This is a genomic window from Streptomyces sp. NBC_01210 (assembly GCF_036010325.1).
Taxonomy (GTDB): Bacteria; Actinomycetota; Actinomycetes; order Streptomycetales; family Streptomycetaceae; genus Streptomyces.
Genome location: NZ_CP108549.1, coordinates 7732546 through 7756580, shown reverse-complemented (window position 1 = coordinate 7756580; position 24035 = coordinate 7732546). Strand labels below are relative to the sequence as shown.

Below are 24035 nucleotides of genomic sequence, written 5' to 3'. Positions count from 1 at the left end.
GGGCGTCCGGAGTCTGGGGCGGAGCCCCAGTTCGCCCGCCGTTGGCGCCGTTCATACAGCCAGCCTTCCTCTCCGGCTCAGCAGGCGCTGCGTACCGCCCGCCGCGGCCAGCAGCCCTCTGGGCACCGGATGCGCACCCACCGTGCGGAGCGCGGCGCGGAGCAGGGCCACGCGCACCCGGCCGAGCTCGGCCGGCGCGCCGTGCTCGTCGTCGAGCAGCAGCACCTCCCGCCGGGCCGTGCGGTCGCGCAGCAGCGCGGCCGTCTCGGCGAGCGGCACGATGTCGTCGCGCAGCGCGGCTGCGTAGGTGACCGGGATGTCCAGCCGTCTCAACTCGTCCTCGGTCAGCGCCCATTCACGTACCGCGTCCAGGACGTCATCCGGCGTGCAGCCGATGAGATGGGCGAGCGTGAGCACGGTCGTGTCGGGGACCTGGCGCTGCCACTCCCGGTCGAGGAAGAAGTGACGCAGCGGTGCGCCCACGGTGGCGACCCCGCGCAACCGCTCGTCGACAAGGGCTGCGCGCAGTGCCAGATGGCCGCCGAAGCTCAGAGCGATGGCGTACGTTCGCCGCACCTCGGCCCGGTCCGCCACCGCGTCGAGCACCGCGCTGAGCATGCGATGGCTGTCCGCGCGGTACGGCAGCGTGTTCTCACCGACGCCCGGCATCTCGGTGACTGCCAGGGCCACGCCGAGCGCGTCGGCGCGCGCAAGGATCGGCGCCCACTGTTCCTTGACGCTGACGATGCCGCCCATGACGACGATCAACGGACGGGGCCGGGTGGCGGAGAGTCCGGCCGTCCAGCAGGCGAACCTGCCCTCGGACAGGGCGATGTCGATACGGTCCAGGCCGGGGCGCGTCCGACGCCACTGGTCGAAGGACTGGACGCACAGCAGCTGCGCGCGACGGCGCACGACATCGTCGGCGGCGGCGTACGGGAAGCGGGCGAGGCCGTAGTGTCGGCAGGCCTCCAGCCATTTGCCGCGGCCGGCCAGCCGGTCCCCCGCGCGGCTCCAGACAGCCGGCCAGGAGTCGCGCCCCGCTCCGTGGGCGGTCGCCACCTCGGCCAGCAGCCGGCGGCAGTGGGCGGGTGCGAGGCCCTGTGCGCGGGCGTGCAGCAGCACATGGCGCCGCAACTCGTGCAGCGACAGCGAGGGCCCGTGCCGATCGTTCATGTCCGCTGCCCCGTCCGGCGCAGGACCGCAGCGCCGGGCCGCTGACCGGGAAAGTACGCCGGTGCGAGCACCCGGCGCTGGAGGGCGGGGCTCGCGTTCATCGCCCGGTACACGGTGCGCCGTAGCGCCGCCGCCGGCCGCGCGGAGAGGCTGAACATCCGCTCCTGGCGCAGCTGCAGCCCCCGGGAGCGCCGGACCGAGCCCTCCCTGGTCTGCTGGAAGGCGAGCACGGCGGCGGCGAGGGCGGCCGGGCGGCCGCTGCGGGGCGCACCGAGAGCATCGGCGAGCAGCGGAGCGAGGGCGACCGCGTCGGCCAGAGCGTGGTTGACGCCCTGGCCGAGTACGGGCGAGAGAGTGTGCGCTGCATCGCCGATCAGTACGACTCCGGGCGCCGACCAGCGCCGTACATCGGTGGTGAAGATGTCCAGCAGAGTGGTGTCGGACCAGCCGCGTATGCCGTCGACAGCCTCCTTCCTAAGCTCGGGCGCGAGCTCCGCGAGCCGCGCGTGCAGCTGCCCGAGGCCGCCCGAACGCAGTTCACGCAGACCGCCCTTGGGGATGTTGAGGCCCACCCGCAGAGTGCCGTCGGTGCTCGGCAGGAAGAGTCCGTGGCGACCCGAGCTGATCCGTACCCGGTAGGCGCGCCGGTCCCAGGCGGCCGGGAACGGCAGCTTCATCCAGATCACGTCCCGTTCCAGCGGCGTGCGCTTCGCGCCGCGGTCGAGGCCGGAGAGCCGGCGTACGGAGCTGTAGCGGCCGTCCGCGCCGACGGTGATCTCGGCCCGTATCTCCATCAGCCCGTCGGGCGTCCTGGCGCGCACACCGCGCACCGCGCAGCCGTCCAGCAGCAGCTGGGCCGCCGAGGCCGGTTCGACGACGGTACAGCCGCCCTGCTCCGCGGCCGCCTCGGCCAGCGCGGACAGCAGTACGGGCTGGGCCAGCTCCACCGGATGGCGATAGGCGTACGGGAAGGTCTCGAACCGTACGTCGAGGACGCGGGCGCCTCCGTCGGCGATCTCCAGCCGGTGCACTTCGTGCGTGTGCTCCCGCACGCGTTCCAGCACGTCCAGGCCGGCCAGCAGGCGCACCCCGTCGGGCGAGACGGACTCGCCGCGAAAGACGCGTGCTCCGCCCGTGCGCTGTTCCAGCAGGACCACCCGGCGCCCGAGGCGTACCAGCGCGAGAGCGAGAGCGCGGCCCCCGGGGCCGCCACCCACCACACAGACCTCTGTCGTGATTGTCATGCCGGTGACTCGTCCTGTCCCGTGTTCGCCAGCGCCTCCAGGAGGCCGGCGTCGAGCATGGTGGAGGCCGCGGTGTCGCTGGTGTCCCCGAAGCCCGCGTCGAACAGCGCCACGCTCACCGTGTACCGGCGGTCCACCAGGCAGGTGTGGAAGGTCCATTCGTCGCCGGTCCCCCGCGATCCGTCCGGTCTCAGGACCTGCACTCTGTGCTCCTGGGGCCCGAAGCCGAACTCGGTGAAACGGAACCGCATGCCCTGTCCGATCGCTTTGCTGTACGCCTCCTTCAGCGTCCACAGCCGTACCAGGGCGCCGTTGCGCCGCTCGTCGGCGATCTGCGCGAGGGCCGTGCGCTCGTGCGGCGTACACACCTGGTTCTCGGTGCCGAGTCCGAGCATCGGCCGGTCCCTGAGCTCGGCGTCCACACCGATCCAGCCTCGGCGGGTCAGCCCGACCAGGAGCAGCGTGTCGGTGTGGCTGAGGCTGATGTCGATCTGGTCGAGGCCGCGCAGATAGGGGCGTCCGCCCGGCTTGTAGGCGAGTTCGACACTCTGCGGTTCGGCCTCGATGACCGCGCAGGCGACATGTTTGAGCAGCAGCCTGGACGCCACGAAACGGGACCGGATCTGATAGTGCGTCATGGCGGTGAAGCGCGCGTAGTCGCGGCCCAGCAGCGGGCGCAGCTCCGGCGCGTCCAGATCGTCCGGCAGCCAGTCGTCGAGCTGGGCGTGGACCACCACGCTGCCGTACTTCCGTACCGCGTCACGGACTTGCTCCCAGGGACCCTCGGGGCCGGTCACCCGCACGGGCCGCGCGAATCCCTGCTCCGTCGCGGGGTTCGCCACGGGTCCCGGAAAGATCACCATGCCAGCCCTCCAACCGCTTCACCACTCCGTCGAGTACGTCCGCCGCGGCAGCTCCGTCGAGCACTCTGTGATCGAAGGTCAGGCCGAGGCGCATGACCGGCGCTGCCGCCACCCGGCCACCACGCACCACGGCACGGTCGGCCACCCGTCCCGCGCAGAAGGTGACCGCCGTGCCGCCGTAGGAGTGGAAGATGTCGACAGCGCGGTGCCCGAGCGAGCTCACCGCGAAGGTCCCGAGCCGCTGGGCCCTGGTGCCCGGACTCCGCACTCCGAGCCGGAACACCAACTCCCCGACGGGCGGCGGCAGCTGGTTCAGCAGCCGCACCGCGGCGGCACCGGGAAGGTCGTGCGGGTCGCTCTCGCGGCACAGGTCCACCAAATCCTGGATCTCCGTCAGTGACGCCACGTCCATGCGCGGCAGTACGGCGGTGAGCACCACGCGCTCGCCCGCTTCGGTCGTGCGGTCGAGGGCGAGTTTGGCCGCCACGTCCGGCAGCGGCGCGGTGCGCGGCCACAGAACGCCCCGCGCGATCGCGCGGGCCTCGGGATGCCGGGCGACGACGCGCCCGGCGGCGTACAGCAGATAACTCACCACCGAGTACCGCAGGTCCGCCCGGCGCGCCGCCGCACGGTGCTCCTCGACGCGGGTCATGTCGACATCGGCGCCCAGATGCACGGGGGCCGCCGCCCGTGCCCAGTTCAGGTAGTAGCGCGTATGGCGCCTCGCCCGGTCACCGGACACGCTCATGTCCCCACCGCTACGGTCCAGATCTCGCCCAGACTGCGCGCCTCGAGCAGCTCGGCCACCGGCACCGGCCTGCCCAGCTCCCGCTCCAGCATGCTGACCAGCCGCAGCAGACTCACCGAGTCCCAGCAGGGCAGCTCGGTCAGCTCACGTTCCGCGTCGGCCGGCTCGAGATCGGTGCCCAGGTGTTCGTTGGCGAGAGAGATCAGATCGAGGACGGTGTGCATGACTCCACCTCCTGGGCCCGGTCGTGCGTGAGGCGCAGCCGCAGCCGCACATGGGACGGGACGGGCGGCAGCTCCTCCAGAGCGTGCAGATAGCGGACCTCGCCACTGCTCTCGTGCGTGGTCCGGAAGCCGTGCGCGGGACAGAAAGCGCGCTGCGCCTCGTTGGCCACGGTCGGCCGCCACGCTGCGTGTACGGCGGGCAGGCGGGCCTCGTGGGCCGCGTGCAGCAGCCCGGCCAGTACGGCGTGCTCGATCCCGCGACCGAGCACCCGACAGCTGACGACCATGTTCTCCAGATGCAGTCCCGCGCCGTCCGTGCGGGCGAACACCGCGCCGACCACTCCGTCGACGCCGAAGCGGTCGATGGCCCGTACCGCGAGCACGAGCGCGTCCGGGTCCTCCGCGATGCGCTTGATCTGTGCGCCGGTCAGCCGTTCCCCGGTGAGGTTGAAGCGGTTGGTCCGCAGGCTCAACTGGGCGATTCTTGCGGTCTCATGGCTGGCGGCGGGGCCGGCGTCGACCTCGATGTCCAGGTTCTTCAGGAAGCTCTCGTAGTCCTTCGACGCGGCCCGCCGGCGCTCGCGCTGTTCGCGTTCCCGGTAGCGGGCGGCCCGGTCGCGGTCCTCCTCGGTGACCGAGGGTACGTCGAACCAGGCGTCGGCCAGCAGGCGATCGGTGTGGTGGGCGGGCTCGCCGTCCAGGGGCACGACGGCAGCGCCGGGCACTCCCGCCCATACGACCTCCCGCTCGAAGTGGCTGTCGTCGGCGAAGACCACGGCGGACGGCGAGATGCCCAGGTCCGACGCGATCCTGCGGACGCCTTCGGCCTTGGAGCCCCAGTCGGCGACGATGCTGACGAAGTCGTCGGTGCTCAGCGGCCAGTCGGGGTGGGCCGCCAGGGCGCGGGCCACCGGTACCGGATCGTTTTTGCTGCACACGGCGAGCAGTACGCCCTGGGAGGCGAGCTGTTCGACGGTACGTCTGAAGCCGGCGAACGCTCCCGCGCGCAGCGAGTCCGCGGCCCGTACCTTCTCGGGGCCGTCCTCGGCGAGTATCCCGTCCCACAGCGTGCCGTCGAGGTCGAGCACCAGGCACTTCTTGGCGTCGCCGCGCTGCGCCCGGGCGAGGTGCGCGGCCTCGCGGGCGTACCCGGCGAGCAGCTCGGCGGTGCAGTGCGCGTCGGCGTACGCGCCCAGGCGCGGATCGTCGGCGCGCACTCCGGCAGCGGTCAGCGGTTCCAGGTCGAGTACGGCCACACCCGCCGCCGGGTCGGTCATCCGCAGCAGGTCGGCATTGAACTCGCGCCAGATGGCTCCCAGTTCGGCGCGCTGCGCGAGTCCGGTGAGCTGATGGGTGAAGCGCCGCAGCAGCGGCACGGTGTTCAGTACCAAGGTCGCGCCGGCCGGAGCGTGTGCCGCGTGGGCGCCGCCGAGTTCGGCCAGCAGCAGCCGCTGCCGCTCGGCCTCGAGGGCCGTGTCGTACGGCTGCCAGGGCGGCCGCACCCGGTCCCAGACGGTGAGCGGGTCCAGTACGCACAGGGTGAGGTCCGGCTCGTGTGCGTACAGTCCGGAGGCCGGGTCGGCCAGGTCCTGGACATAGCCGCCGCTGCCGCCCGCGTACGGGATCAGCAGCAGACCGTGCCGGGCCAGCTGGGCGGTGAGCGCGGGGACGAGCCCGGCCGTGGTGGAGCGACCGGTCACCGCGATCCGTACCGACGGGGTGCCGGGGTGGGCCGCGAGCACGTCCGAGGGGTCCAGTCGGGCGAGCAGCCGTCCCGCGAGGTCGAGTTCACCGTCGTCGAGCCGGGCGAGCAGCTCGGGGATCCGGGCATACGCGTCGACGAGCCGGCCCGCCGAGTGCAGCGCCCGGAATTCCTGCTGTGCTCCGCCCCGCGCGCTCATCCCGTCGCCTCCACTGCGAAGCCGGACTTGATCCATTTACTGGACTCGATCGCGATTCCGACCGCGCGACCCCCTGCCGCCAGCCGTGGCAGGAGCCGCTCCAGCTGGAGGAAGACCAGCGCGTTCCCGTTGTTTCCGGTCTCCGCGACACAGGAGACCTCCTCCCACTCGAGGCCCTGCCTCAGACCCCTCGTGATCCGCTCGGTCATCCGACCGCTGAGCTGTGGCGGAAGGACATGGCCGACGGACTCGGCGGGCCAGCCGAGCGTGTCGAGCAGGGTGTCGAGCATCTCCTGGGCCATGACCGGCACCCGGGCCTCGACGGCCTTGTAGTCCTCCGTGACGGCGGGCCGGCCGGAGTGGCGGTCCGCCTGTCCGAACCACTCGACGCGCTGGCCCGGCGCGCTGCCGAGGCCGCTGAGCCGGTGGTCGGCCCTGCTGAGCACGGCACGGGCGCTGCCGGGTGCACGGCTGAGGGCGACGGCTCCCGCGCCGTCGCCGAACAGCACATAGTTGACCAGCTGGGAGGGCGGCATCTCCCGGAAGTCCTGGCGCAGATCGAGGTGTTTGCTGCAGACGTCGCCGCCGATCACCAGTCCGACCGGTTTCGGGCCGCGCGCCCCGCCCGCGAGGAGCGACGAGGCGAGCGCCATCGCCTGGACGGCGCCCGAGCAGCCGGACTGGAGCTGGTACACGGGCACCCCGTCGATGCCGAGCCGGTCGGCCACCAGCGCGGCCGTGGTCGGCATCAGGGCGTCCGGGGTCGCGGTGGCGAGGACGATGAACGCAACGTCGTCGGGGTCGGCCCCGGCGTCGGCGAGCGCCCGGTCGGCGGCGTCGGTGCACAGATCCTCGAGGGTCCAGCGGACCGTTCCGCCGTCGAGGTCGAGCGCGAAGTGCCGGGTCCTGGTGCCGATGAATGTCTCCATCCACTCCGGGGCGATACCGAGGAGGCGGGACAGCGCGGCGTTGTCGACGGGCTCGCCGGGCAGGGCGGTGCCGACACCGGCCAGCAGGACCGGTCCGCCCCGGCCGCCGGACCGGCTCACCGCGACACCGGACGCGTTCACTCGGACTCACCTCGAGAGAGCGGTCCGGTCCGCCCTGCCGACCCGCTCTTCGGCCGGGGGTCCGGGGGTTGTCCCCCGGGAGGACGCAGCGGCCGGGGGTCCGGGGGTTGTCCCCCGGCAAGACACAGCAGCTGCTCGCCCAGATACCCGATGAGTGACTCGACGCTGACCAGGCTGGAGAGCATCTCCGGCATGGACAGTTCGCCGATCTCGGGGAAGCGGACCTCCAGCCGGTACTTGAGCTCCATCAGCATCACGGAGTCGAAGCCCAGGTCGTCGTAGAAGCGCAGGGCGTCGTCGAGTTCGTTCTGCCGGATGCCGCCGACCATGGCGACGGCCTCGTGCACTACCTGGCGTACGCGGTCGGGCGCGGCGGCGTCGGTGGCAGCGCGGGCGGGTGCGCCGGGCGGCTGCGGAGCCGGGCCCGTCGCCGTGAGCTGCTGCCAGGAGCGCCATTCGGTGGAGAAGACATGGGCGGGCATCCGCACGGCCCGTTTCGCGGCGTCCGGGTAGAAGGCGTCCCAGGCGGGGTCGAGGCCGTCCTGGTGCAGGTGGGCGAGGAGTTCCCCGAGCTCCCGCAGCCCGGAGTCCTCGTTGCGGCAGACGCCGATGGCGGGCACGTCACGGGCCGGCCCGATCCGCCGGATCAGATTGCTGAGCACCGGTTTGGGGCCGATCTCGACGATATGGGTGGGCGGCCGGTCGCAGAGGGAGGTGACAGCGTTCTCGAACCGTACGGTCGCCGAGATGTGCTCCGTCCAGTAGGCGGCGTCCAGTTCTTCGCCGGGCGCCAGCAGCCGGCCGCGTACTGTCGAGTGGAACGGCAGCCGGGGCCGGCCGCCGGGGATGCGTGAGGCGACCCGCTCGAAGCGGCGCAGCATGGGTGTCATCAGTGGCGAGTGGAACGCATGCGAGACCCGCAGCGGCGTGCAGACAAGGCCCCGCTCCTCCAGCCGGGCGCGGATCCGGCCCAGAGCCGCAAGGTCGCCGGAGAGAACCGTGGCGCCGGGTCCGTTGAGTGCGCCGATGCCGACGGTGGGCTCGTCGGCGACAAGTGCGGCGGCCTCCGCGGGACGGGCCCTGGTCGCCAGCATCCCGCCGCCCTCGGGCAGTTGCTGCATAAAGGCGCCGCGGACGGCCACGAGCCGTGCCGCGTCCGCCAGGTCGAGCGCCTCGGCGACGACGGCCGCGGCGAACTCGCCGATGCTGTGCCCGACGACCGCCGCGGGCCGCACCCCGAGCTCCATCAGCGTGCGGGACAGCGCGTACTGCACGGCGAAGAGAACGGGCTGAGTGGTGCCGGTCCGGTGGATGGCAGGGTCCCCGGCGAGGATCGACTCGTGGACGGGGGTGACGGTGTACGGCTGCAGGGCTTTGGAAGCCTCTTCGAGGAAGGTCCGGTAGACGGCGGACTGTTCGTACAGCCGGGCGGTCATCCGCGGGTACTGGGCGCCCTGTCCGGTGAACGCGAAGGCCAGCACGGGTTCTTCGTCGGCCGCTGCGGGTTCGGCGTATGCGGTCTCCAGCTCCGCCCCGGCGAACAGCCGGGAGGCGAGTTCCTCGGGTCCGTCGGCGGCGGTGGCGAAGCGGTACGGCAGTGCGGCGCGGGAGCGGTTGCTGGTCCAGCAGAGCCGGGCGAGTTCGGCGCCGGTGCGGTCCGCGACATCGACGGCCTGGAGCCGCAGATTGCGGCGCAGGGCCCGCGGGGTGTCGGCGGACAGCGTGAACACCCCGACGTGCGGGCCGGGTTCGACGGCGGGTGCCGCCGGCTGCGGGGCCGTCGCGAGGACCACATGGGCGTTGGTGCCGCCCATGCCGAAGCTGGAGACGCCCGCCCGGCAGCCGTCGGCGGGCAGCGCGAGCGGCTCGTTGATCAGTTCCATGGAGCGGCGGGCCAGCCCGAGCCGCGGATTCTCCTGACCGCACCACGGACCGCCGGGCACGACTCCGTGCCGCAGCGACAGCACGGTCTTGATCAGTCCGGCGATCCCGGCCGCGCCCTCGGTGTGCCCGATCGCGCCCTTGACCGCGCCGATGGCCAGGGGCCACTCCCGTACGCCGTGTTCGTCGCGGAACACGTCACCGAGCGACAGCACTTCGATCTGGTCGCCGAGCGGTGTGCCCGTGCCGTGCGCCTCGATGAAGCGAATCTCGTGGGGCGCGACCGCGGCCCGGCGGCAGGCGGTGGCGATCACCTCGCGCTGGGATGCGCGGTGCGGCGCCATGATGCCGTTGCTGCGGCCGTCCTGGTTGACGGCGCTGCCGAGGATGACCGCGTGGACGGGGTCGCCGTCGCGTATCGCGTCCTCGAGCAGGCGCAGCGCCACCACGCCCACGCCCTCGCCGCGCCCGATGCCGTTGGCAGCTTCGGAGAACGGCTTGCACCGGCCGTCGGGGGCGGCGAGCCCGGACTGGGCGTAGATCTCGTCGAGGACCGAGCCAACGACGATATTGACGCCGCCGGCGAGCGCCAGGTCGCACTCGCCGGAGCGCAGTGCGGTGCAGGCGAGGTGCACGGCGACCAGGGAGGAGGAGCACGCGGTGTCCACGGTGAGGCTTGGGCCGCGCAGATCGAGCTGGTAGGCGATGCGGTTGGCGAGCATGGAGCGGCCGCTGCCGGTGCCGGTCCTCGGGGTGACCCCGTCGGGCGAGGCGAGGCTGAGCCGCATCCAGTCGTCGGACATGGAGCCCACATAGGTGCCCACCGAGCCGCCCGCCAGACGCGTCGGGGAGATCCCGGCGTCCTCGACGGCCCGCCAGGAGCACTCGAGCAGCAGCCGCTGCTGCGGATCCATGGCTTTCGCGTCGGCGGTGGGCACGGCGAAGAAGGAACGGTCGAAGGCGTCGGCGTCGGTCAGGAAGCCACCGGGCAGGGCCGAGGGGCCGCGTGAGGCGGGACGTTCGCCGATGGCGTGCGCCCCGCTCAGCAGCAGCCTCCAGTACGCCTCCGGTCCTGGCGCGCCGGGGAATCTGCAGTCCAGACCCACCACCGCGACCGGGTGCCGGGACGGGCCCGATGAACGGCCCATGGTCACACCTCCCGATGCTCGCCGCCGGCCTTCGTGAACTCCTCGGCAACGTGACGCGCCAGATCGTCGGCCGTGGGGTGGTCCCAGGCGACGGTCGGTTCGAGGAAGAGACCGAACTCCTCCTCGATGTCCCCGTAGAGGCTGAGCGCCGCCACCGAGTCCAGCCCGTACTCCGCGAAGGGTGTGCGCGGGCCGATCTCCTCGGCGGGGCGCTGCAGATACTCGCTCAGCCGGGTGATCAGCCAGTTGCGGAAGTCGCGCTCGTCGAACTCCGCCACAGGCTTGGTCGACCAGGGACCCGGGGCTTCTCCCCCGGTGGAATGCAGCACCATCTGATGCTCCTCAACAACGTGTCTGCGGTCAGCCGGCGATCGGGGTGTCGTACAGGTCGTAACTGCGTGCTTCGTGATAGCGGTTCAGGACCTCGTGGAGCAGCCGGTCGTCCCAGGCGTCCGGGAGCCCGGGCAGCGGATGGCCGAGGCGCTTCACCAGCCGGGTGAGCGCGGCGGCGAGCCAGGCGGGCGAGGCGAGAAACAGGTCGTCGTCCGGGTCCTGGTGCAGCCATACGCCGAGGCAGGCCGCACCGGCCAGCAGCAGCGTGTAGCGGTCCGCGATGGCGTACGCCCTGGGGCTTGCCAGGACGGTGCGGTCCTTCGGTGACATGTCCCGGCACTCGGCCTGGAGGCTGCGCAGTTCGTCCTCGAGCGCCGCGGCCAGGGCGGTGAGCGCCTCGGTGTACTCGCCGGCCCGGGAGCCGGCGGCGCCCGCGATGGTCTCCGCCGCGCCTTCCAGCGAGCCGACGAGCGCATCGCTTCCGGCGACCAGTACCAGCCGGGCCGGGTCGAGCGGCGGAAGTCCGTCGCGGACCCGGAACAGGCCCTCGGGTGCCGGCTTCCCGGAGAACCAGGCGGTGCGGGCGAGCCTCGGCAGCTGCGGGATGATCGTGGCCTGGCAGGCTGCGGTGCCCGCGTGACCGAGGCTGATCATGGGCAGATCGCGCACATGCTTCTGGAAGGCTCCATAAGCCCCGTCGCGTACATAGAAGTTGGCGCCGAGGACGATGGACAGGTCGTAGGCGGTCTCGGTGAGCAGCTTGGGCAGCAGATACTTCACGGCGGCCGCGTAGACGCTGGTGGCCTCCGGGACCAGATGTACGGCCCGGGTGGCGGTCAGCGCCAGGCAGTCGCTGATCAGCAGATCGGTGAAGGCGCCGACGACGGTGGCGCGGGCGTGCGGGATCTCCAGCACGGAGCGGTGGTAGAGCTTGCGGTCCAGTGCGAAGCCCACCGCGGTGCGCAGTGCCGTGTCACCGCCGCCGAGGATCATGGAAGGCAGCACGCTGCGGGTGATCTGGAAGGAGCGCAGGGCCAGTTCGACTCCGTCGCCGAGCTTGCCGACCAGCGCGTCGGCGGGCAGCGGGCAGTCGGTGAACTCCACTCCCGCGTTCTGGCAGCCGCGTACGCCGACGGTCTCGTACCGCGGCAGATAGCGGTAGCGGTCGGCGGGTACGGCGGCCTTGTCGACGAGGAGCACGGAGTGGCTGCGGCTGCCGACCGTCTCCTCGGTGCGGCTGAACAGCACCAGCGCTTCGGCCCGTTCGACGTTGTTGATGACGTGTTTGGCGCCGGACATCACAAAGCCGTCGTCGGTCGGCGTGGCCCGGAACTCATTGCGTACGAAGTCGTTGCCGTGCGCGAGTTCGTGGTAGGCAATGGCCAGCCGACCGCCGCCGAGCAGCAGATCGGCGACCTTCCGCTGCTGTTCGGGGGTGCCGGCCGCCCAGACCGCGATCGCCGCGAGGAAGGTGGTGGCGCCGTAGCCGAGTCCCAGGCTGGCGTCCCTGCGGAAGACTCCGCGCAGCACCCGGCCGAGCGTGTCGATCCGCTCCAGCCGGCCGCCGAGCTCCCTCGGTACGAATTCGGCGTTGAGCCGGAACTCCGCCAGGGCCTGCTCGGCCTCGGCGAGCAGTTCGCCGCGCTCGTCGGCGGCGAGCAGCGCGGCCAGGCCGAGCGGGTTGCCGGGATCTCCCGGGTCGCCGAGGCGCCTCTCCAGGTCGGCGACGCGCTGCTGGATGAGGACTTCTTCCGCGTTCGGGGTCAGCATGGCGGTCCTTCTGCGATACGGCCTGGCAGCAGCGAGAAGAGGTCTCCGGCTTCGTACTGTGCGGTCAGCCGGCCGAGCAACCGCTCGAACAGCGACTCCAGTGCGGCGTCGTAGGCCGCGGGCCGCCGTGGCTGCGGGCCCGTGATCCCTGGCACCGCCTGCTCGAGCCGGTCCATGAGCCGGGCCAGTACGGCTTCGAGCCAGAGGCCCGACGTCCACAGCCCGGCGGTGCGCACCTCGCGTACGAGGCGCCGGTTGTGCTGCCATACGCCGAGGCAGCAGGCGGCGGCGAAGCAGATGCTGTAGCCGCGCGCCAGGTCGAAGCTCTCGACCGGTGCGCCGCCGGGCACGGGGCGTGCGGCCCGCATCCTGGTGTGCAGTTCGGCCGCCGCCCGCGCCAGCGTGTGGGCGAGCGCGGCGGCCCGGCCGAGCTCGGGCTCCCGGGACGCCTGCGCGCCGAGCACCTCCGCGGTCTTCGGCAGCGATCCGAGTACGGTGCTGCCGCGCCGCGCGAGCAGGCTGAGCCGGCCGGGGCGCAGCCCGTGCAGCTCGCGGGCGTAGCAGAAGGTGGCGGCGACGGTGTCCGGGTCGCGGTCGTGGACGGGGTGGCGCCGGGCCAGGGTGCGGAACTGGGCGGTGAGGGCATAGAGGTTGACCATCGTGTTGCCGTCGAAGATCCCGACGATGCGGTGGTCGCGCTCCAGCTTCTGGAACCGGCCGTGTGCGTAGTAGTCGGTGAGGAAGGCGCGTGCGCCGAGCACCCCGCGCAGCCGGTTCAGGATGTCGTCGACCACCGTCGGCACCAGATACTTGGCCACCGCGGAGGTGACGCTGAGTTCGTCGGGCAGAGTGTGGATGGAACGTGCGGCGACGGTGCTCAGGGCTTCCATCGCGAGCAGATCGGCGTAGGTCTCGGCCAGGGTCCGGCGGGCCGCGGGGAGATCGAGCAGCTTGCGTCCGTACAGCTCGCGCCCGGCGGCGAAGCCGTAGGCGACACGCAGTCCGTGGTCGGCCGCGCCGAGCGAGAGTGCGGTGCACAGCGAACGGGTGATCTGCAGGGCCTTGAGTACGGTCTCGGGGCCTTCGCCCTCGCGGCCGACCAGGCCGCAGGCGTCGACGGGCGCCCGGTCGAAGGCGATGCCGCTGATGTCCGCGCCGCGGATACCGAGGGTGTGCACTTTCGGCAGGGTGCGGTAGGTGTCGTCCGGTAGTTCGTCCTTGTCGACGAGCAGCAGGCTGAAGCCGCGCGGGCCACCCTCGGCGGCGGTGCGGGCGAGGAGGCAGACGAGCCGGCCCCGGGTGGCGTTGTTGATGAGCCACTTCTCGCCGCTGATGAGGTATCCGCCGTCGGTGTGTTCGGCGACGACCTCGCCGGCCATCAGATCGCTTCCGTGGGTGCGTTCGGTGAGTCCGAGGGAGACCGGTTCACCGGCCCGTACCAGGGAGGCGAGGCGTTCGGCTCCGGCGCGGTCCTCGGCGACCCAGACGCAGACGGCGCCGAGGAACGTCTTGCCGTGTCCGATGGCGGTGGTCAGATCGCGGCGGGCGATGGTGCGCACGATTTCGAGCAGTTGCGGGAAGTCGGTGAGCGAACCGCCGTACTCCGCGGGGATGTAGTAGTGGTGGACGCCGAGGGCGCTCAGCAGTTCGCAGGCGTCCGCCGGGAACTCCTCGGCGGCGTCGTCGCCGGCGGCGCGGGCGTAGGAGAGCGGACCAGCGGCGTTGGGGTCGCCGAGCCGCCGGTCCAGCTGTTCCGCGAGCTGCCAGCGCAGGCCGGGGGCCGTGTCGGATTCCGCGGCGTCCACGGCGGCCTCGGCGGCCAAGGCGGCCTCGTTCCGTACGGCCTCGGCCCGTACCGCCTCCGCCGGTTCGGTGATCGCCGTCATCCGCCGGTCCCGTCGGGGCCGTCCTGGCCGCCGCTCACCGAGACCAGCTCGCGGACCTCCGGGTGCAGCACTTCGTGCAGCGGCTGGATCCGTCCGTCGAGGAACAGCTGCCGCATGGCCGTGCGCTGGAGTTTCCCGCTGGTGGTGCGGCGTACGGTGCCGGGGCGGACCAGCAGTACGTTCTCGGCCGCGACCTCGAACTCCTTGGACACACACATCCGTACCGCTGCGGAGAGCGAGGCCAGTTCGGCCTCGAAGCCGGATCCGGTGCGCACCTCCTGGACGACGACGACATGGTCCCGGTCGGACTCGACGGCGAAGGCGGCGCTGGAGCCGAAGAGGGCGCTCACTCGCTGGACGCTGCGCTCGATGTCCTGCGGGTAGAGGTTGCGGCCCGCCACGATCATGATGTCCTTCATCCGCCCGGTGATGTAGAGCTCGTCGCCGACCATGGCGCCGAGGTCTCCGGTGCGCAGATAGCCCTCGTCGCCGTCCTCGGTGGTGGCCTTGAAGGCGTGGGCGTTCTCGAGCGGGCGGTTCCAGTAGCCGCGGGCGACGCTCTCGCCGCGCAACCAGACCTCGCCCACCTCGCCGCCGGGCAGCTTTCTGCAGTTCGCGGGGTCGACTATGGCCACCTCGCACCGCTGCGGCCTGCCCGAGCTGACCAGTGTCCTGGCCGGTCGGCCCGCCGGGGCGGGACTCAGCCGGTGGTGTTCGAGGTCGACGGCGTCCACGATCCGGGAGTTGGCCTTTCGCCCGGGTTCCCCACCTGTGACCAGCAGGGTGGACTCGGCGAGTCCGTAGCAGGGGTAGAAGGCCTCCTTGCGGAAGCCGGCGGGTGCGAAGCGCTCGGCGAAGGCCTCCATGGTCTCGGCCCGCACCGGCTCCGCGCCGTTGACGGCCGTCTCCCAGCGGGAGAGGTCGAGCTGCTCTATCTGGTCGTCCTTGATGCGGCGCAGGCACAGGTCGTACGCCAGGTTGGGGCCGCCGCCGGTGGTGATGCCGAACTGGTCGACCATCTGCAGCCAGCGCAGCGGGCGCTTCACGAAGGTCATCGGCGGCATCAGCACTCCGGCGCCGCCGAGCCACAAAGGGTGCAGCAGATGCCCGACGAGTCCCATGTCGTGGTGGAACGGCAGCCAGCCGCCCACCCGGGAGTCACAGGTCGTGCGCATCGCCTGCTGGATGGCGCGCTGATTGGCAAGCAGATTGCGGTGGGTGACCATGACGCCCTTGGGGTCGCTCACCGATCCCGAGGTGTACTGCAGGAAGGCCACATCGTCGGGGTACAGGCCGGGCTCCTGCCAGGCGCCCGGGTCGCCGACCTCCGCGCGATCGGTGGCCAGGCACGCGATCTCGGGGTGGCCGATGTTGGCCAGCAACTGGGAGACGGTCGACGCCATCGCGGCGTCGGTCAGGATGTAGCTGACGGAGGCGTCGCGGACGATGTTGGCAACCCGTTCGACGTTCTGCCGCGATCCGACGGGCGCCGGTGCGGGCACGGCCACGGCCCCGGCGTAGAGACAGCCGAGGAAGCTGCTCATGAATTCCCGAACGCCGCTCTGGAGGATGAGCACCCGGTGGCCGTGCGATCCGTGTTCCTGGAGCCAGGAGGCCAGCCGTTTCGCCTTTTCATCGAGCTCGCCATAGCTGAGCACATCGGATTCCAGCTCTCCCTGCTGATTCGCGCGGACGCAGAAATAGGCCTCCTGGCGCGCGAGTTCCGATGCTCTGTGCAACGCGAGTTCGGTGAAGTTCCGGTGTGCAGCCATCTTTTCCCCCAGAGCCGCGTACTTATGGCCAGAGCTTGGGAAATGCGTCTCAAGACCGCCTTGAAGGCGGCTCGATCTGATCGAAAAGACTGAGATATTCATGGCTGTCTTCTCGGGGGAAACTGTCTCGCGGCATGATTTCCTCATGGTTGACGCCCGGGATCCACACCCAGTACATCCCGTAGGCGATCAGTGCCCGGCCCATCGGACGCAGCACATTGACGAGGACGAAACTTCTTAATGACGACATGGCCACTCTCCTCTGCGCGGAAATGCAAGTGCTGTACGACCATGCGCCGGGCCGGTCGACTCTCGCTCCAGGCGCGGGCCGCGGACCTGCGTTCAGGACAGCCGCAGTGCCGTGTCGATCAGCGGCACATGGCTGAAGGCCTGAGGGAAGTTCCCCACCAGCCGGCCGCGCCGGGTGTCCCACTCCTCGGCCAGCAGACCGAGGTCCGTACGCAGTGCCAGCAGCCGTTCGAACAGCTCGCGTGCCTCGGACCTGCGACCGATCAGCGCCAGATCGTGCGCGAGCCAGAAGGAGCAGGCCAGGAAGACGCCTTCGCCGCCGGGCAGTCCGTCTCCGCCGAGCGCGTCCGAACCGCCCCCGGGCACCGGATAGCGGCGTACGAAGCCGTCGTCGCACAGCTCCCGCTGCACGGCTTCGATGGTGCCGACCACCCGCGGGTCGTCGGGCGGCAGAAAGCCCATCTGCGGGATGAGCAGTAGCGAAGCGTCCAGTTCGCTGGAGCCGTAGTACTGCGTGAAGGTGTTGCGCTCGGGGTCGTAGCCGTGGGCGCAGACGTCGCGGTGTATCTCGTCGCGCAGGGCTCGCCAGCGCTGCACCGGGCTCTCCAGTGGCAGCCTCGACAGTCTGCGTACGGTGCGGTCCGCGGCGACCCAGGTCATCACCTTGGAGTGGACGAAGTCGCGGCGTGGGCCCCGCACTTCCCAGATGCCCTCGTCCGGCTCCCGCCAGTTGGACTCGAGGTGGTTCATCAGCTTCATCTGGAGGATGTGGGTGCTGTCGTCGCGGGAGAGTCCCGAGGTCTGGCCCAGCCAGAGGGCGTCCACGACCTCGCCGTACACATCGAGCTGGAGCTGGTTGGCGGCACCGTTGCCGATGCGAACCGGTCCTGACTTCTCGTAGCCTGGCAGCCACGGGAGTTCGGCCTCCGGCAGTTCGCGCTCCCCCGCGACTCCGTACATGATCTGGAGGTTCTGCGCGTCCCCTGCCACGGCCCGCAGCAGCCACTCCCGCCACCGGCGGGCCTCCTCGCGGTAGCCGGTGCGCAGCAGGGCGGTGAGGGTCATGGCGGCGTCGCGCAGCCAGGCGTAGCGGTAGTCCCAGTTGCGTACGCCGCCGATCTCCTCGGGCAGCGAGGTGGTGGGCGCGGCCACGATTCCGCCGGTCGGGGCGTAGGTAAGCGCCTTGAGGGTGATCAGCGAGCGGACCACGGCCTCGCGCCAGGGTCCCGAGTAGCTGCACTGGCCGGTCCAGTGGGACCAGAAGTTCTCGGTGTCGGTGAGGAGTTGGGCGGCGTCGGGCCGGGGCGGCGCGTCGCCGTGGGAGGGCTGCCAGCTCAGGGTGAGGGTGACGCGCTCGCCCGCGCCGACGCTGAAGGCGGCGTGGGTGGTCAGATCGCTGCCATAGGTGCCGACGTCCGCGTCGAGCCAGAGCGCGTCCGGGCCGGCGACGGCGACGAGCCGGTCCCGGCCGCCGGGTCCGTGCTCGCGCTGAACCCACGGGACGATCCGGCCGTAGCTGAAGCGCATCCGCAGTGCGGAACTCATGCGGACCCGGCCTGAGACGCCCTCCACTATTCGTACGAGACACGGTGCGGCATCCGGCCTACCACGGCCCGCGCCCCTTGGCGGCATGAAGTCAATCAGCCGAACCGTTCCTTCCGGGGTGTCCCACTCCGATTCCAGGACAAGTGAGTCACCGCGGTAGCGGCGGCGGGTGGCGGCGCCCGCGCCGTCGGCGGGCCCCGCGGGCGCCAGCCGCCAGAAGCCGTGGTCCTCGGTGCCGAGCAGCCCGGCGAAGACCGCGGGCGAGTCGAAGCGCGGCAGACAGAACCAGTCGACCGATCCGTCCCTGGCGATCAGGGCGGCGGTCTGCATGTCCCCGATCAGTGCATAGTCCTCGATGAGCGCAGCCACACGAACTCCCGGAACACCGTCGCAGCCGACTTCCGGAGGCGGACCCCCGTCTCCCCCGCGGAACGCAGGGGATTCGGGCACGTTACGCGTGACACCTCAAGTCTCGGCTGGCCGCCGAATCAGCGCTGGGGAGCGGGGAATGCCACCGGGCTGCGCAGCCCGGCTCGGTTCACGGCGCGGACGCCGAAGAAGACGTTGTCCTTGGAGAGTTCGACCGTGTGGCTGATCGGGTCACCGGCCGGGACGACATGGGTCCACTCGGGCGCGGTGGTTTCGCGCCACACCACTTCGTAGCCGGCGAGATCGGCTTCCCTGCCGCGCTGCCACACCAGCTCGGTCGCGTTGGTCAGCGCGCTGGTGAGGATCTTGGCTCCCTTGGGGGTGCCGGGCGCCTGGGCGAGGGTCCACAGGGCGGCGCCTGCTGGGCGGTGGCGGGGCGGTCCCGGTCGGGGGTGCGCCGCGGCGGCCGCGGGCGGTGCGCCGACGCCGGTCAGCGCCGCGCCGAGCGCGGCGGTTCCGGCTGCGGCCGACAGAACCGTTCTCCGGCCGGTGCCAAGGGGGTTGGTGGGGCCGCCTGCGTTTCCTGAGGTCTGCCGCGACCTGAGCTCATCGTCATGGACGCGCCAACTACTGACAAGGGTGAGGGGACCGCTGCCACCGGCGTCGGCCCCGGCTCGGCCCCCCGGTCCCGGCTCAGCCGCTGGAGACGGCCCTCAGATGCGATTTGCCCCGCCGCAGCACCGGTTCGGCCACGCGCGTTTCGCGCAGTACCAGCGTCATCCTGGTGAACCCCCGGCCCTGAAGGCTCGCGGGGGTCTCGTCGACGATCCGGCACTCGGTGCGTCCCCGGCGGGGATCGGGGTGATGGAGCGGCCGCAGGGCGCCATCGTGATGGACGGCGGCCGCGCCCGCGGCGCGCATCCAGTGCGGAAGACCGCACCGGTAGGCGGCGTCCATGATCGGGTCCTCGGCGATGTCGTGACGAATGGCCTGAAGGACTCGGTCCTCGTCGTCGCTCTCCAGGGCGGACTCCAACTGCGCCAGCAATGGCAGGCACCAGCTCGTCTCGCGGTCGGCGAGCACCGTGCCCGCGTCCGGGTGGAAGAGCACGAACCGGAGGAAGTTCTGGTCCGGCATGGCCGTGGGGTGCGGCCCGATTCCGCGGAAGAGGGCGTCGAAGGCCGGGTTGGCGTGCGCCACCTCCCAGCGCCGGTCGAAGAGCACGGAGGGCAGCGGCACGGCGTCCATCATCACGGCGTAGTCACGCAGATAGGCCCGTGTCTCGGGGTCTGAACTCTCCGCGGGATCAGCCCGATCCGCGGGACCGGACGGGCTCGCGGGCAACGACGGGGACACAGGGACGTACGGACGTACGGGCCCGGACGGAAACGCGGGACCGGACGGACGGGCGGGCCCCAGCGGAGGCGCCGGAACGGACGCCCCGACAGGCGTCTTCCAGGGCGGCGGCGGATCACGGTCGACAGCGAGGCGGAAGAGCCATCCTCCCTGCTGATCGCTCATCTCGAGAGCCTTGACCAGGGCACAGAGCCTCTCGTCGGTCCACTCCTGGGCGGGCGTGCGTTCCCAGCTGCCGTACGCGCCCGTGCTGATCTCGAGCCGCGCGGCGACGTCCTCCACGCTCAGGCCGAGCTCCTCCCGGCGCCGTCGGAGGACATCGGTGACCCGCCTCGCCCGCACCGCGCCGCGGCCCGTTCCGGCACACCCTCGGCGCCCTTGGACACCAGGCCGTTCCACGCCTGCCTCATGTGTCATCGAGAACGCCACCCTTCTCGAAGTCCCGCTGCGGCAGGGCCATTTGGATCATCATCACCGCGTGGCGATCCTGCTACCGCAACAACGACCATGTCAACTATCGTGGCATTGCCCGCCGTTGACCGCTCAATTCGCGCCACAGCTGTGGCAAGACCTGGCTACGCTCTCCCGCAACGGATAATCTCCCGGCAGCGCCACTGTATGCGGGGCTGCCTCGCGTGATCTAGGAGACCTACTGGTGACAGACGGCTTCTCGGTTCCGGGTTCGACGGCCACAGTCCCCCTGGCGGCATCCGTTGCCCGTGTCGCCGAGCTCGCGGACAAGCTCGGGCTGCCCCACGGCGAGGTATTCGACATCCATCAGCTCTCCGAGGCCTCGGGCGTCCCCGCCGACGTGGTCGGCGCCCTGCTCGCCGGGCAGCGGGCCGGCGAACCCGACCTCCAGGCACGCTTTCTGCAGCGCTTCGATCTGTTGCGCAGAACGCGGCTGAAGCCCAACGGCCGCCGCTACACCCAGCAGGAGATCGCCGACGGCGCGGGCATGTCACGGCAGCAGGCGGGGGCCCTCATCAACGGCGACCGCCGGCCGACCATGGAACACTGCGACGCGATCCAGCGGTTCTTCAAGGTCCACGCCGGATTCCTGACCGCCGAGGACGCCGACGCACTCGACGGCGCCCTGCAGCGCACCGAGCAGACCCTGCTGCAGGACTTCGCCGGTGACGGCGATCCGCTGGAGCGTCTGCTGCAGGACCACGGGGTACGGGGCATCGCCTGGCGTGCGGCCCAACTCCCCACCGACAAACACCGGGACAAGGTCACCGAGTGGCTCGACATGCTCCTGGAGAGCGTCAAGCCGACGGAGTCCTGAAATGAACTCTGCGCCGACGGGAGAACGGTGAGCATAGGCAAAGAGATGCGGCGGTTGTGCGGCGAGCTCATGGCCGGAATCGACCTGCCCGTCCCTGCGGAACCGGCAGATCTCTATGCGGCGCTGTGCAAGAAGATGGGCAGCCGCCGGGGCCGGCCGGTCCAGTTCCGCGTGGCTTCGTTCCCGCCGGGAACCGCCAGCGGACTGTGGCTCGACATGGCCGACCAGGACCTGATCGTCATTGAGGAACGTACCGCCCCCGACCACCAACTGGTGATCCTCGGACATGAGTTGTGGCATATGCAGGCCGGTCACTGCAGCCACCATGTCGAAGGCGCGGCCGTCGCGGCGCGGCTGCTGACAGACGGCGCCGATCTGCAGGACACCGTACTCAAGGTCGCCGCCCGTACGCGCTTCGACGCGGCCGAGGAGAACGAGGCGGAGACCTTCGGACTGCTGCTGAGCACCAAATGCCGTTCCTGGCTGGCAGGTTCACACACACGCGGCCGCGTTCCCGGCCGGGATGCGATCGAAGGCCGGATCGAAGCGTCGCTGGGGTACCGAAAGCCGCAGGGCTGATGCGTGGAGGGTCTGGACTTCTACATACCCGGGGCCGCGCTCGCCGTCGCGTTCGCGTTCCGGCTGCCCGGAATCAGCCGCACCTGGCGTGATCCGCTGCTGCGGTCCGTCAGCGCGCTGTTGCTGGTGGCCGTCTCGGTGTTCTTCTTCGCGGCGCCGCCCACCATCGCCGCGGTGAACCGCATCACCGGTGTACCCAACTTCTCGGCGCCGCTCGTCTACTGCATCCTCACGGCCTTCAGTGCTTCCTGCCTTGTGCTCATCATCAACTGGCGCGGAGGCCCGCCCGAAGTCACCCGGCGTGCTTCCCGCCGCTGCATCACCGCGTACGGCACGGTCATCGTGGCGATGATCGTCCTGTTCGCCCTCGGTGACGCTCCCGTCGAGCGGCTGCGGGACCTGGACACGTACTACGCGAACACTCCGTACATGCGCGAGATGATCGTCCTCTATCTTGTGGCGCACACGGTGGCGGCGGTCGTGATGACCGTCCTGTGCTGGCGCTGGTCGTTGCGGGTCCACGGCTGGTTGCGCACCGGTCTGGTGCTCATCATGATCGGCTACTTCCTCAACCTCGGCTTCGACGCGGCCAAGTACTCCGCCGTATCCGCTCGGTGGGCCGGGCACAACTGGGACGCCCTCAGCACCCGCGTGGCACCCCCGCTGGCGTCCGCCTCCGCTCTGATCATCGCCGCCGGGTTCATTCTCCCGGTGGCCGGACAGCGCCTCACCGATTCCTGGCAGAGTTGGTCCACCTACTGGAAGCTGGGCGCGCTCTGGCGTGAACTGCGCTCCACCGCTCCAGAAGGTGCCATGGCGGTCCCGATCTCCCGGTGGTCGTCCCTCGACCTCCGGCTGACCCAGCGGGAAGCGTTCATCCACGACGGCATCCTCGCTCTGGACCCGTACTTCGACCACGGCCTGCGGGCGGAGTCCCATGCCGCGGCGCTCGCTTCGGGGACCGATACGCACCAGGCGGAGGCCGTCGCCGAAGCGGCGATGCTGGCCGCCGCGGTGATCGCCCGGGACGCCGACCCGCAGGGGATGATCATCACTGCGGCGGACACCCGTTCCGCCGCACCCGAGCAGGCTCAGCGCGATCTCGTCGGGATGTCCCGAGCGTTGCGTCACTCGCCTGTCGTTGCAGCAGCCCGCCGTTGTGCGGCCAGGTCAGAGAGCAGTCACCCATGAGCCAACCACACAGACCCGGCGCGGGCCCTGCCCTCCGTCACGCCGTCGTCGTCGGCGGAGGACTGGCCGGGATGCTGGCGGCCGCCGCACTGGGCGAGTTCGCCGACAAGGTCACCGTCGTGGAACGCGACTCTCTCCCGGCCGGCCCCGAACCCCGTAAGCACCTGCCTCAGGCAGGTCATGCCCACATACTGTGGTGCGGAGGAGTCGAGGCGATCGAGTCCCTGCTGCCCGGTGTCACCGCTCGCTGGCTGGCGGCCGGCGCCCGCCGCATCCCACTGCCGACGGGCATGGTCGGACTGTCTCCGCAGGGCTGGTACCGGCGCTGGACCGAGACTCACTACCTGATCGCCTGCAGCCGCGATCTGCTCGACTGGGTCGTACGCGAGCAGGTCCTGGCAGAGCCGCGCATCACCCTGCTCGAGCACACCAAACTGCTCACCCTCGAAGGAAGTTCCGCCCGTGTGACGGGGGTGCGGGTACGGACCCCCGACGGCGGTGAGCGCGTTCTGGCTGCCGATCTGGTCGTCGACTGCAGCGGCCGCAGCACTCGCGCGCCGGAACTGCTGCGGGCGCTGGGCGTCGATGCGGTGCGCGAGGACCAGGTGGACGCCGGCCTGGTGTACGCCAGCCGCCTCTTCCGTGCTCCACGGGGCACGGCGGAGTTCCCCATCGTCAATGTGCAGTCCAATGCGCGCGAACAGCGCCCCGGCCAGGCCGCACTCGTCCTCCCGGTCGAGGACGGGCGCTGGCTCGTGACACTGTCCGGCACCCGGGGCGGGCAGCCCACCAAGGCGGCCGATGCCTTCGAGGCATTCGCCCGCGGAGTGCGGCACCCCATAGTCGGTGAGCTCATCTCGCGTGCCGAGCCAATCAGCGACGTGGTCACGTTCGGCAACACGGCCAACCGGCGCAGGTACTTCGAGAAGGTCGCCGGCTGGCCCGACGGTTTCGTCGCGGTGGGTGACTCGGTGGCCACCTTCAATCCCGTCTACGGCCACGGAATGTCCGTGGCGGCGCAGGGCGTACGGGCTTTGCGCGACCAGATCCGGACGCACGGGCCCACCTCGGCAGGGCTGGCCCGGCGGGCACAGCGAGCCATCTCCAAGTCCACCGGAACGGCCTGGGACCTGGCCACGGGACAGGACATCTTCTACCCGGGGGCGACTGGCAAGCAGCCGGGCGCGGTGGACCGGCTGCTCGGCCGCTACGTCGACCGTCTGATGCTGACCTCGACCGGAAACTTCCTGGTCACCACCGCTCTGACGGATGTGATGACGCTCTCCGCACCGCTCACCGCGCTGGTCGGGCCACGGGTCGTGCTGGCCGCGCTGCGCGGGCCCCGGTTGCCGCGCCTGCCGGGGCCGCCGCTGACCGACGAGGAGCTGCAGATCGCCGAGGAACCGCACAGCGAGCCGGAGACCGACCCGGCCGAGGCGTGA

The 24035-nt window shown here is 71.1% G+C and carries 19 protein-coding genes; 4 read left to right on the top strand and 15 right to left on the bottom strand.

The window, feature by feature from the left end; all coding sequences use genetic code 11:
* Positions 1 to 51: 51 nt before the first annotated feature.
* The 15 genes from OG735_RS34975 to OG735_RS34905 all read right to left on the bottom strand — a co-directional run bounded on the left by OG735_RS34975 (position 52) and on the right by OG735_RS34905 (position 19952).
* On the bottom strand, positions 52 to 1176 hold the full coding sequence (locus OG735_RS34975; protein ID WP_327327136.1) for an alpha/beta fold hydrolase: 1125 nt from the start codon (positions 1174 to 1176) through the stop codon (positions 52 to 54).
* Positions 1173 to 2420 (bottom strand): FAD-dependent monooxygenase, encoded by a 1248-nt coding sequence (locus OG735_RS34970; protein ID WP_327327135.1) that lies wholly within the window; start codon positions 2418 to 2420, stop codon positions 1173 to 1175. The genes OG735_RS34975 and OG735_RS34970 overlap by 4 nt, the downstream gene beginning before the upstream one ends.
* Entirely contained in the window at positions 2417 to 3283 is an 867-nt protein-coding gene (locus OG735_RS34965) for a 4'-phosphopantetheinyl transferase family protein (RefSeq protein WP_327327134.1), read from the bottom strand. Before OG735_RS34965 ends, OG735_RS34970 begins: the two co-directional genes overlap by 4 nt.
* Complete coding sequence (locus OG735_RS34960) at positions 3180 to 4031, bottom strand: 2-oxo acid dehydrogenase subunit E2 (RefSeq protein WP_327327133.1); 852 nt, start codon at positions 4029 to 4031, stop codon at positions 3180 to 3182. The genes OG735_RS34965 and OG735_RS34960 overlap by 104 nt, the downstream gene beginning before the upstream one ends.
* Positions 4028 to 4255: an acyl carrier protein gene (locus OG735_RS34955; protein ID WP_327327132.1), complete on the bottom strand. Its 228-nt coding sequence runs from the start codon at positions 4253 to 4255 to the stop codon at positions 4028 to 4030. The genes OG735_RS34960 and OG735_RS34955 overlap by 4 nt, the downstream gene beginning before the upstream one ends.
* Positions 4234 to 6156 carry an HAD-IIIC family phosphatase gene (locus OG735_RS34950; RefSeq protein WP_327327131.1) on the bottom strand — a complete coding sequence of 641 codons (1923 nt, stop codon included), beginning with the start codon at positions 6154 to 6156 and terminating at the stop codon, positions 4234 to 4236. The genes OG735_RS34955 and OG735_RS34950 overlap by 22 nt, the downstream gene beginning before the upstream one ends.
* Positions 6153 to 7226, bottom strand: coding sequence for a 3-oxoacyl-ACP synthase III family protein (locus OG735_RS34945; protein ID WP_327327130.1), 1074 nt, complete (start codon positions 7224 to 7226; stop codon positions 6153 to 6155). Before OG735_RS34945 ends, OG735_RS34950 begins: the two co-directional genes overlap by 4 nt.
* The gene (locus tag OG735_RS34940) at positions 7223 to 10255 is read right to left on the bottom strand and encodes a type I polyketide synthase (RefSeq protein WP_327327129.1); all 3033 of its coding nucleotides are present in this window, start codon (positions 10253 to 10255) and stop codon (positions 7223 to 7225) included. Before OG735_RS34940 ends, OG735_RS34945 begins: the two co-directional genes overlap by 4 nt.
* 2 nt (positions 10256 to 10257) lie before the next feature.
* Positions 10258 to 10587 carry an acyl carrier protein gene (locus OG735_RS34935; RefSeq protein ID WP_327327128.1) on the bottom strand — a complete coding sequence of 110 codons (330 nt, stop codon included), beginning with the start codon at positions 10585 to 10587 and terminating at the stop codon, positions 10258 to 10260.
* A 28-nt stretch (positions 10588 to 10615) separates the two neighbouring features.
* Positions 10616 to 12358: an acyl-CoA dehydrogenase gene (locus OG735_RS34930; RefSeq protein WP_327327127.1), complete on the bottom strand. Its 1743-nt coding sequence runs from the start codon at positions 12356 to 12358 to the stop codon at positions 10616 to 10618.
* Positions 12352 to 14244 carry an acyl-CoA dehydrogenase family protein gene (locus tag OG735_RS34925; RefSeq protein WP_327327125.1) on the bottom strand — a complete coding sequence of 631 codons (1893 nt, stop codon included), beginning with the start codon at positions 14242 to 14244 and terminating at the stop codon, positions 12352 to 12354. The genes OG735_RS34930 and OG735_RS34925 overlap by 7 nt, the downstream gene beginning before the upstream one ends.
* On the bottom strand, positions 14241 to 16016 hold the full coding sequence (locus OG735_RS34920; protein WP_327327124.1) for a fatty acyl-AMP ligase: 1776 nt from the start codon (positions 16014 to 16016) through the stop codon (positions 14241 to 14243). The genes OG735_RS34925 and OG735_RS34920 overlap by 4 nt, the downstream gene beginning before the upstream one ends.
* 342 nt (positions 16017 to 16358) lie before the next feature.
* Positions 16359 to 18179: a glycoside hydrolase family 15 protein gene (locus tag OG735_RS34915; protein ID WP_327327123.1), complete on the bottom strand. Its 1821-nt coding sequence runs from the start codon at positions 18177 to 18179 to the stop codon at positions 16359 to 16361.
* Between the two features lie 119 nt (positions 18180 to 18298).
* Positions 18299 to 18508 carry a hypothetical protein gene (locus OG735_RS34910; RefSeq protein WP_327327122.1) on the bottom strand — a complete coding sequence of 70 codons (210 nt, stop codon included), beginning with the start codon at positions 18506 to 18508 and terminating at the stop codon, positions 18299 to 18301.
* A 364-nt stretch (positions 18509 to 18872) separates the two neighbouring features.
* Positions 18873 to 19952: an MmyB family transcriptional regulator gene (locus OG735_RS34905; protein WP_442812542.1), complete on the bottom strand. Its 1080-nt coding sequence runs from the start codon at positions 19950 to 19952 to the stop codon at positions 18873 to 18875.
* A 238-nt stretch (positions 19953 to 20190) separates the two neighbouring features.
* On the opposite strand from OG735_RS34905, the gene OG735_RS34900 reads away from it, so the two are divergent.
* The 4 genes from OG735_RS34900 to OG735_RS34885 are packed head-to-tail and all read left to right on the top strand — an operon-like array spanning position 20191 to position 24035.
* The gene (locus OG735_RS34900; RefSeq protein WP_327327120.1) at positions 20191 to 20823 is read left to right on the top strand and encodes a helix-turn-helix domain-containing protein; all 633 of its coding nucleotides are present in this window, start codon (positions 20191 to 20193) and stop codon (positions 20821 to 20823) included.
* 45 nt (positions 20824 to 20868) lie between these two features.
* Positions 20869 to 21402 (top strand): toxin-antitoxin system, toxin component, encoded by a 534-nt coding sequence (locus tag OG735_RS34895; protein ID WP_327328562.1) that lies wholly within the window; start codon positions 20869 to 20871, stop codon positions 21400 to 21402.
* 3 nt (positions 21403 to 21405) lie between these two features.
* Positions 21406 to 22593, top strand: coding sequence for an MAB_1171c family putative transporter (locus tag OG735_RS34890; protein WP_327327119.1), 1188 nt, complete (start codon positions 21406 to 21408; stop codon positions 22591 to 22593).
* Positions 22590 to 24035, top strand: a complete 1446-nt coding sequence (locus tag OG735_RS34885; RefSeq protein ID WP_327327118.1) for an FAD-dependent oxidoreductase — start codon at positions 22590 to 22592, stop codon at positions 24033 to 24035. The genes OG735_RS34890 and OG735_RS34885 overlap by 4 nt, the downstream gene beginning before the upstream one ends.